We start from the raw sequence: 7,809 nt of genomic DNA, 5'->3' as shown, positions 1-7,809 counted from the left end.
TCGCCGTTGAGCGTGGTGCGACCCGCGGTGCCGCCGACGAGGAAGCCGCGCGTGCGCATGTCGCCGGCGGCCCAGGCGAGGTCGCCGATGCGCTGGAAGCCGAACATCGAGTAGTAGATGTAGAACGGCAGCATCGGCACGTCGCTGATCGAATAGCTCGTGCCCGCCGCGATCCACGCGCTCATCGCGCCGGGCTCGCTGATGCCTTCCTGCAGCACCTGGCCTTTCTGGTCCTCGCGGTAGTACATGAGCTGGTCCGAATCGACCGGCTTGTACTTCTGCCCGAACGGCGCGTAGATGCCGATCTGGCGGAACATGCCTTCCATGCCGAACGTGCGCGCCTCGTCGGCGACGATCGGCACGACGTGCGGCGCGAGCGCCTTGTCGCGCAGCAGGAGGTTCATGCCGCGCACGAACGCCATCGTCGTCGAGATCTCGCGCTCGCCGGTGCCCTTGGTGATCTGCTCGAACGCGCCGAGATCCGGCACCGCGATCGACGAACTCTTCGTGCGCCGCTGCGGCAGGAAGCCGCCGAGCGCCTTGCGCCGCTCGAGCATGTACTGCACTTCGGGCGAATCCTTGCCCGGGTGGTAGTACGGGACGTCCTTGAGCTTGTCGTCGGGGATCGGGATCTGGAAGCGGTCGCGGAAATGGCGCACCGAGTCGTCGTCGAGCTTCTTCTGCTGGTGGGTCGGGTTCTGCGATTCGCCGGCCGCGCCCATGCCGTATCCCTTGACGGTCTTGGCGAGGATCACGCTCGGCATGTCCTTCGTGCCGACCGCTTCGTGGTACGCGGCGTACACCTTGTGCGGATCGTGGCCGCCGCGGTTGAGGCGCCAGATGTCGTCGTCGGACAGGTTCGCGACGAGCGCGGCGGTCTCCGGGTACTTGCCGAAGAAGTGTTCGCGCGTGTACTTGCCGCCGAACGCCTTGCAGTTCTGGTACTCGCCGTCGACGGTTTCCATCATGAGCTGGCGCAGCTTGCCCGAGGTGTCGCGCGCGAGCAGCGGATCCCAGTAGCTGCCCCAGATCGTCTTGATGACGTTCCAGCCGGCACCGCGGAACACGCCTTCGAGTTCCTGGATGATCTTGCCGTTGCCGCGCACCGGGCCGTCGAGGCGCTGCAGGTTGCAGTTGACGACGAAGATGAGGTTGTCGAGCTTCTCGCGGCCGGCGAGCGAGATCGCGCCGAGCGTCTCCGGCTCGTCCGACTCGCCGTCGCCGATGAAGCACCAGACCTTGCGGTCGCTCGGTGCGATCAGGCCGCGATGCTCGAGGTCTTTCATGAAGTGCGCCTGGTAGATCGCCTGCAGCGGCCCGAGGCCCATCGAGACGGTCGGCACCTGCCAGTATTCGGGCATCAGCCACGGGTGCGGATACGAGGACAGACCGCGGCCGCGCCCTTCGACCTCCATGCGGAACAGGTCGAGCTGGTCTTCGCCGATGCGTCCCTCGAGGAACGAGCGCGCGTAGATGCCGGGGCTCGAATGGCCCTGGTGGAAGACGAGGTCGCCCGGGTGCTCCGCGCCCGGTGCGCGCCAGAAGTGATTGAAGCCGACGTCGTAAAGGGTCGCGCTCGACGCGAAGCTCGCGATGTGGCCGCCGAGTTCGCCCGGCTTGCGGTTCGCGCGCACGACCATCGCCATCGCGTTCCAGCGGATCAGGCAGCGGATGCGCCATTCCATGTTCGGGTCGCCGGACATGCGCGCTTCGCGCTCGGGCGGGATCGTGTTGACGTACTCGGTCGTCGGCGCGAACGGCAGGTGGCCACCGGCGCGGCGCGTTTCCTCGACCATGCGCTCGAGCAGGTAGTGCGCGCGGTCGGTGCCGTCCGCCTTGATCACGCCGTGCAGCGCCTCGGTCCACTCGCGCGTTTCGCGCGGATCGAGGTCCTGGTCGAGGATGTCGTTGAGCTGGTTCATGGAAGTCTCAGGCAGGGGCGACGCCACGCGCCGCGAGGGTCGATCGCAGGTGGACCGCTAGTTTAGTCGGCCTGCCGCGTGGACGCATGCTGCGGCGCTGCCGGGAAACCGGTGGCGCGACGCCACGCACCCCGCGCATCGTGCCGGCCGTGGGCCGCGACGAGCGTCCGTTGCGACGAGGCGCACGCGGCGGCGTCTGCCGATCGCGTATAACGGCGGCTCGTCCTACCGGGGGAATTCCATGCGCCATGCCACGCTCGCCCTGTGCTTCGCCGCGCTCGTCGCGAGCACGCGCGCCATCGGCGCGGTCGACACCGTGTTCGCCGACGGTTTCGAACCGGGCCGCTGGATCCAGGGCTACTACGTCGGCTACCAGCGCGACCTGTACCCGGTCGCCGAGATCGATTTCGCCGCCGTCACCCACCTCATGATCGGGCGCATGCGTCCGCTCGCCGACGGCAACCTCACCTACGACTTCGACATCGACGAGACCCAGGGCCCGCAATGGGCGACCTCGGCGATCGCGGCGGCGCACGCGGCCGGGCGCAAGGCGATCATCATGCTCGGCGGCGCCGGCGAGATCGACGGCTGGCGCGGCGCCGCCGCGTCGGCCGCCCACCGCGACCTGTTCGCGATCAATCTCGCCGAGCTGCAGATGGCCTGGGACGTCGACGGGTTCGACTTCGACTGGGAACCGCTCGACGCGTCCGACCGCGACGACTTCGTCGCCCTCGTGCAGGCGGTGCGCGGCCGCACGCGCCCCGGAACGCTGTTCACCGTCCCGGTCGGCTGGATCAACACGAATTTCGCCACGCCCGATCCGTGGTGGGGCGAAGCGGCGGCGCTGTTCGACCGCGTGAACATCATGAGCTACGACATGGAATGGCCGGCCGACGGCTGGCAGAGCTGGCACAGCTCCGCCTTGCACGGCGAATCGGGCACGACGCCGTCGTCGATCTCGGGCAGCGTCGCCTACTACCTCGCCTCCGGCGTGCCGGCCGCGAAGCTCGGCGTCGGCAGCGGCTTCTACGGCGTGTGCTGGCACGGCGTGACCGCACCGCGACAGCCGCCGGGCTCGATCGTCGGCAGCGACAACACGTTCTCGTACACGAACATCATGAGCGGCTACTACGCCGCCGGAGCGCGCCAGTGGGACGCGCAGGCACACGTGCCGTACCTGTCGTCCGCCGCCGGGCTCGGCGCGCAGGGCTGCAACTTCCTCAGCTACGAAGATCCGCAGTCGCTCGCCGACAAGGGCGCCTGGGCGAAGGCGCAGGGCATCGGCGGCATCATCATCTGGACGATCAGCCAGGGCTACCTGCCGTCCGCGCCGGCCGGACAGCGCGATCCGCTGCTCGAGGCCTTGCGCGCGAGCTACCTGCAGTAGGCAGGCGCGCGCGACGGATCGGCGACGGCAAGGGCACCGCGTCGACCTCGTGATCGCAACCCGCGGCGTCGACGGTCGCATGGCCGTCGCCGGGCGACGCGGGCATACTGGCGCGGCGGTCACGCGCGTCGCCGCCGCGGATCGGCGTGCCGGCCGCGCCTTCCCGACACCCTCCGCCATGACCCGAGACATCCCCCGCCTGCTGCAGGCGATCGCCGACGACGTGCGCCCCTTGCTCGACCAGGGCGACGTCGCGTCGTACATCCCGGCCCTCGCGCGCGTGCCGCGCAGGCAGTTCGGCATCGCGGTCGCGACCGTCGGCGGCGAGGTGTACGGCGCGGGCGACAGCGAGCGACGCTTCTCGATCCAGAGTCTGTCGAAGATGTATGCGCTCGCGCTCGCGCTGCAGCGCGAAGGCGACGCGCTGTGGCAGCGCGTCGGACGCGAGCCGTCGGGGACGCCGTTCAACTCGCTCGTGCAGCTCGAGCGCGAGCGCGGCGTGCCGCGCAATCCGTTCGTCAACGCCGGCGCGCTCGTCGTCACCGACGTGTTGTGCCGGCGTTACCTGCAGCCCGAACGCGCGGTGCTCGAGTTGATCCACCGCCTGCTCGGCGACACGACCGTATCGATCGACGCGGAAGTCGCGCGTTCCGAACGCGCGCACAGCGACCGCAACGCGGCGATCGCGCACTTCATGCGCAGCTTCGGCAACCTGCACGGCGACGTCGGCGCGGTGCTCGACGCCTACTGCGCGCAATGCGCGGTCGCGATGTCGTGCAGCGAGCTCGCGCGCGCGAGCCTGTTCCTCGCCGCGGACGGAGTGCAGCCGCGCGGCGCGCGCGTGGTCGACGCGCTCGCCGCTCGGCGCATCGGCGCGCTCATGCTCACCTGCGGCGCTTACGACGCGTCGGGCGATCTCGCCTGGCGCATCGGCCTGCCGATCAAGACCGGCGTCGGCGGTGGCATCGTCGCGCTCGTGCCGGGCCGCCTGTGTGTGTGCGCATGGGCGCCCGGACTCGACGCCAACGGCAATTCGATTGCGGCCGCGGCCGCGATCGAGCGGTTCGCCGCGGCGATCGGTGCATCGATCTTCGCCGGCGAACCGTCGCGCGACTGACGCGCATCCGCGCGCACGGCCGGCGCCGGTGCGCGGCGCATGGCGGGCTTGCGCACGATCCGGCGTGGTTCCTGGCATCCGCGTCCGCGCATCGCCATCGCCTGCGATCGCGCCGGGCGCGCGCTATGCTGCATGTGTCGAGCAGGAGTGCACGATGGCGACCGCTCCACAGGCACAAGAAGTCCACGAACTGCTGGAGCGCGCGCTCGCGGAACCGGCGAGCCGACGCGTCGTGTTCCTCGATCGTGCCTGCGCCGGGCGCCCCGCGCTGCGCGCGCGCATCGATCGCCTCCTGCACCTGGCGGAATGCGCGACGGGATTCCTCGATCGTGGCGCGATCGAGACCGGCACGGCGGATCTGAGCGAAAGTGCGTACGCGGCGGGCGAGTCGGTCGGCGCGTACCGGCTGCTGCGCCCCCTCGGTCGCGGCGGCATGGCCGAGGTCTGGCTCGCCGAGCGCAGCGAAGGCGGTTTCGGCCAGCAGGCCGCGGTGAAGCTGATTCCCCGCGCGCACGGTTCGCTCGCCCAGCGCTTCGCCACCGAGCGCGGCATCCTCGCGACCCTCGCGCACCCGCACATCGCGCGGCTCTACGACGGCGGCGTCGACGCGCACGGCACCGCGTACATGGTCATGGAATACGTCGAGGGCGAGCACCTGATCGCCCATGCGCAGGCGAACGCGCTGACGCTCGGCGAGCGCCTGGACCTGTTCCTGCAGATCTGCGACGCGGTCGCGTACGCGCACATGCACCTGGTCGTGCACCGCGACCTCAAGCCGTCGAACATCCTCGTCACCGCGGAGGGTCGGGCGATCCTGCTCGACTTCGGCATCGCCAAGCTGCTCGACGCGCAGGACGGACCGGAACGCACGCGCACGCTCTACCTGTCGCCGTCCTACGCGGCGCCCGAGCAGCTCACCAGCGGCGCGATCAGCACGGCCACCGATGTGTACGCGCTCGGCGTGATCCTGTTCGAATTGCTGACCGGGCGACGGCCCTGGCCCGACGACGAAGCACCGATGGCCATGGCCGTCAGGCGGCTGATCGACAAGCCGCTGCCGCCGCCGAGTCGCGTCGCCGACGCCGGATCGTCCGCGTCGAAGCGGGCCTTGCGCGGCGACCTCGATGCGATCGTCGCGAAGGCGCTGCGCCGCGAGACGGAACAGCGCTATCCCGACGCGCGCGCGCTCGCCGACGACATCCGCCGCCATCGCGAGCTGCGGCCGGTGCTCGCGCGCTCCGGCGCGCGCGCGTACGTCGCGCGCCGCTTCCTGCGCCGCAACTGGCTGCCGCTCGCGAGTGCGGGCGCGCTGTTCGCCGCGCTGCTCTCGGCGACGGTGGTGGTCGCGTGGCAGGGCGGGCAGGCGCGTGCGGCCGCGAAGCGCGCCGAAGCCGTGCAGGGTTTCATGGTCGACCTCTTCAAGACCAACTCGAGCCGGCAGAAGGACCCGGTCAAGGCGCGCCAGACCACTGCGCGCGAGCTGCTCGACATCGGCGCCGAACGAATCGGCAACGAGCTCGCCGACGCGCCGCAGGCGAGGCTGGCGCTGCTGCGCACGTTCGGCAGCCTGTACGAGGATCTCGCGCTGCACGCGGAAACCCGGCGCTTCCGTGAACGGGCGGCATCGCTCAGCGAAACGCTCTACGGCCACGACTCGCGCGATCACGTCGACGACCTGCTGGAGCTCGCCACTTCGATGTTCGCCGCGGCCGCGTTCGAGGACGCCGAACCGGTGCTGCAGGACGTCGGCGCGATCCTCGACCGACGCGGCGACGCGACCTCCGCGCAGCGCGCGCGGCTCCTCGTGAACTCGGCGTTCGTGCACCGCTCCGATCTCGCTCGCGCCCACGACGAAGCCTCGCGTGCGGTGCGCATCCTCGATGCCCTCGCGCCGTCCGCCGATTTCGCCGAGGCGCTGTACGCGAAAGGCATGAACGAATACCGCCTGCAGCGCTCGTCGGAAGCAGCCGAATCGCTGGAGCGCGCGGTCGCGATGTCGCGCGCCACCGAAGGCGTGCCGAACGCGAACCTGCCGCCGTATTACTACCTGCTCGCGTCCGCGCAGAGGGATCTACTGCAGTACGGCCTTGCCGAGGCGTCCGCACGCCGGGCGCTGGAGTATTCGATCGCCGTCAACGGCGAGGATCATGCCGATGCGATCCGCGCCCGTTCGATGCTCGCGCTGATCCTGGCCGAATCGGACCGCTACAAGGAAGCGCTGCAGAACGCGTCGCAGACCAAGCTCGCGATCGAACGCGTGCTGGGCGCGTCCGACGCCGTGAACGGCCTCGTCGCGATGCAGTCGTGCATCTACGCGGAGCTGCGCGCCGGCGAGCTGGACCTCGCCGCGAGCGACATGGACACGAGCCTCGCGCGGGCGCGCGCGCTCGGCCCGCGGGTCGGCAACGTCGGCGCCGCGCTCGATCGCGCGGCGGAGGTGTCGATCGAATCGGGGCGGGTCGCGCAAGCCGTGCAACGGCTCGACGCGGCGGCGGCCGAGCGGAAGCGGTTGCAGCAGCCGCCGAACGGCAGGAGCGCGCTGCTGCGCATCCGCCTCGCGCTCGACCAGGACGACCTGGAATCCGCCCGATCACTGCTCGACGCGTTCGCCGCCACCGGCACGAACCCGGCGTCCCTCATGGTCGCGAACGTGCAGCGCGACCTGCTGCGGGCCGAACTCGCGCTCCGGGCCGGCCGCGCGGACGAAGCGATCCGCCTCGCGAGCGACGCGCGCGGCCACGCGAGTGCCGGCGCACTCGCGCCGTACCTGCGTTCGCTCGTCGCCGACGCCGATCTCGTCGAGGGCCGCGCCCGCCTGCAGGGCGGCGATGCGACGAGCGCACGGCCGATCCTCGAACGTGCGCTCGCCACGCGGTCGGACCTTTACCTGCCGAAGAGCCCGAAGATCGCCGAGGCGCAGCTCGCACTCGGCGAATGCGAACTCGCGCGCGGCAACCGCGACGAGGCAGCGCGGCGCGTCGAGCAGGCCGCCGCGATCGAGGCCCTGCACGCCGCGTTGTCGGCGCGCTACACGGCTCCGCTGCGACGGCTGCGCGAACGCCTCGCGAACGGTTGAGCCCCGCGTCGGTCGATCGTGCGGATGCGACGCGCGACGCGGGCGTTCAGGCGCCGAGCGCTTCGTACAGCAGCGCCTTCGCCATCATCCAGTCGCGCTGCACGGTGCGCTCGCCGATGCCGAGCGCGAGCGCGGTCTCCTTGTCCGAATAACCGGCGAAATACCGGCACTCGACCACACGCGCGAGCCGCGGCGACATCCGTTCGAGCACGCCGAGCGCTTCGTCGAGCGCGACGACGCGCTCGTCGCTCTCGGCAAGGATGTCGACCGACTCGATGTCGACCGTGCCACGGCCCTCGCCGCGCTT

At 70.7% G+C, this 7,809-nt stretch carries 5 protein-coding genes; 3 read left to right on the top strand and 2 right to left on the bottom strand.

Features of this window, described 5'->3' with window-relative positions; all coding sequences use genetic code 11:
• Positions 1-1,922: pyruvate dehydrogenase (acetyl-transferring), homodimeric type (gene aceE, locus VI238_RS16365; protein WP_331653271.1), on the bottom strand; the 1,922-nt coding region annotated here is incomplete at its 3' end.
• Positions 1,923-2,163: 241 nt separating this feature from the next.
• Between aceE and VI238_RS16360 the strand changes: the two genes are divergently transcribed.
• From VI238_RS16360 to VI238_RS16350, 3 genes are all read left to right on the top strand, one after another.
• Positions 2,164-3,309, top strand: a complete 1,146-nt coding sequence (locus tag VI238_RS16360) for a glycoside hydrolase family 18 protein (protein WP_331653269.1) — start codon at positions 2,164-2,166, stop codon at positions 3,307-3,309.
• Positions 3,310-3,487: 178 nt separating this feature from the next.
• Positions 3,488-4,426 (top strand): glutaminase, encoded by a 939-nt coding sequence (locus tag VI238_RS16355; protein WP_331653267.1) that lies wholly within the window; start codon positions 3,488-3,490, stop codon positions 4,424-4,426.
• Positions 4,427-4,580: 154 nt separating this feature from the next.
• The gene (locus VI238_RS16350; protein ID WP_331653265.1) at positions 4,581-7,502 is read left to right on the top strand and encodes a serine/threonine-protein kinase; all 2,922 of its coding nucleotides are present in this window, start codon (positions 4,581-4,583) and stop codon (positions 7,500-7,502) included.
• 46 nt (positions 7,503-7,548) lie between these two features.
• On the opposite strand, the gene VI238_RS16345 is transcribed toward VI238_RS16350, so the two are convergent.
• Positions 7,549-7,809, bottom strand: a 261-nt coding sequence (locus VI238_RS16345) for an ECF-type sigma factor (protein ID WP_331653263.1), incomplete at its 5' end; no start/stop codon positions are given.

Source organism: Dokdonella sp. (assembly GCF_036518555.1).
Taxonomy (GTDB): Bacteria; Pseudomonadota; Gammaproteobacteria; order Xanthomonadales; family Rhodanobacteraceae; genus Dokdonella_A.
This window is presented reverse-complemented; position numbering and strand designations above follow the sequence as displayed.

What these genes read in the sequence shown, in the direction of transcription:
- VI238_RS16355 (WP_331653267.1), top strand. Translation starts at nt 3,488, where the DNA reads ATGACCCGAGACATCCCCCGCCTGCTGCAGGCGATCGCCGACGACGTG.
- VI238_RS16350 (WP_331653265.1), top strand. Translation starts at nt 4,581, where the DNA reads ATGGCGACCGCTCCACAGGCACAAGAAGTCCACGAACTGCTGGAGCGC.
- VI238_RS16360 (WP_331653269.1), top strand. Translation starts at nt 2,164, where the DNA reads ATGCGCCATGCCACGCTCGCCCTGTGCTTCGCCGCGCTCGTCGCGAGC.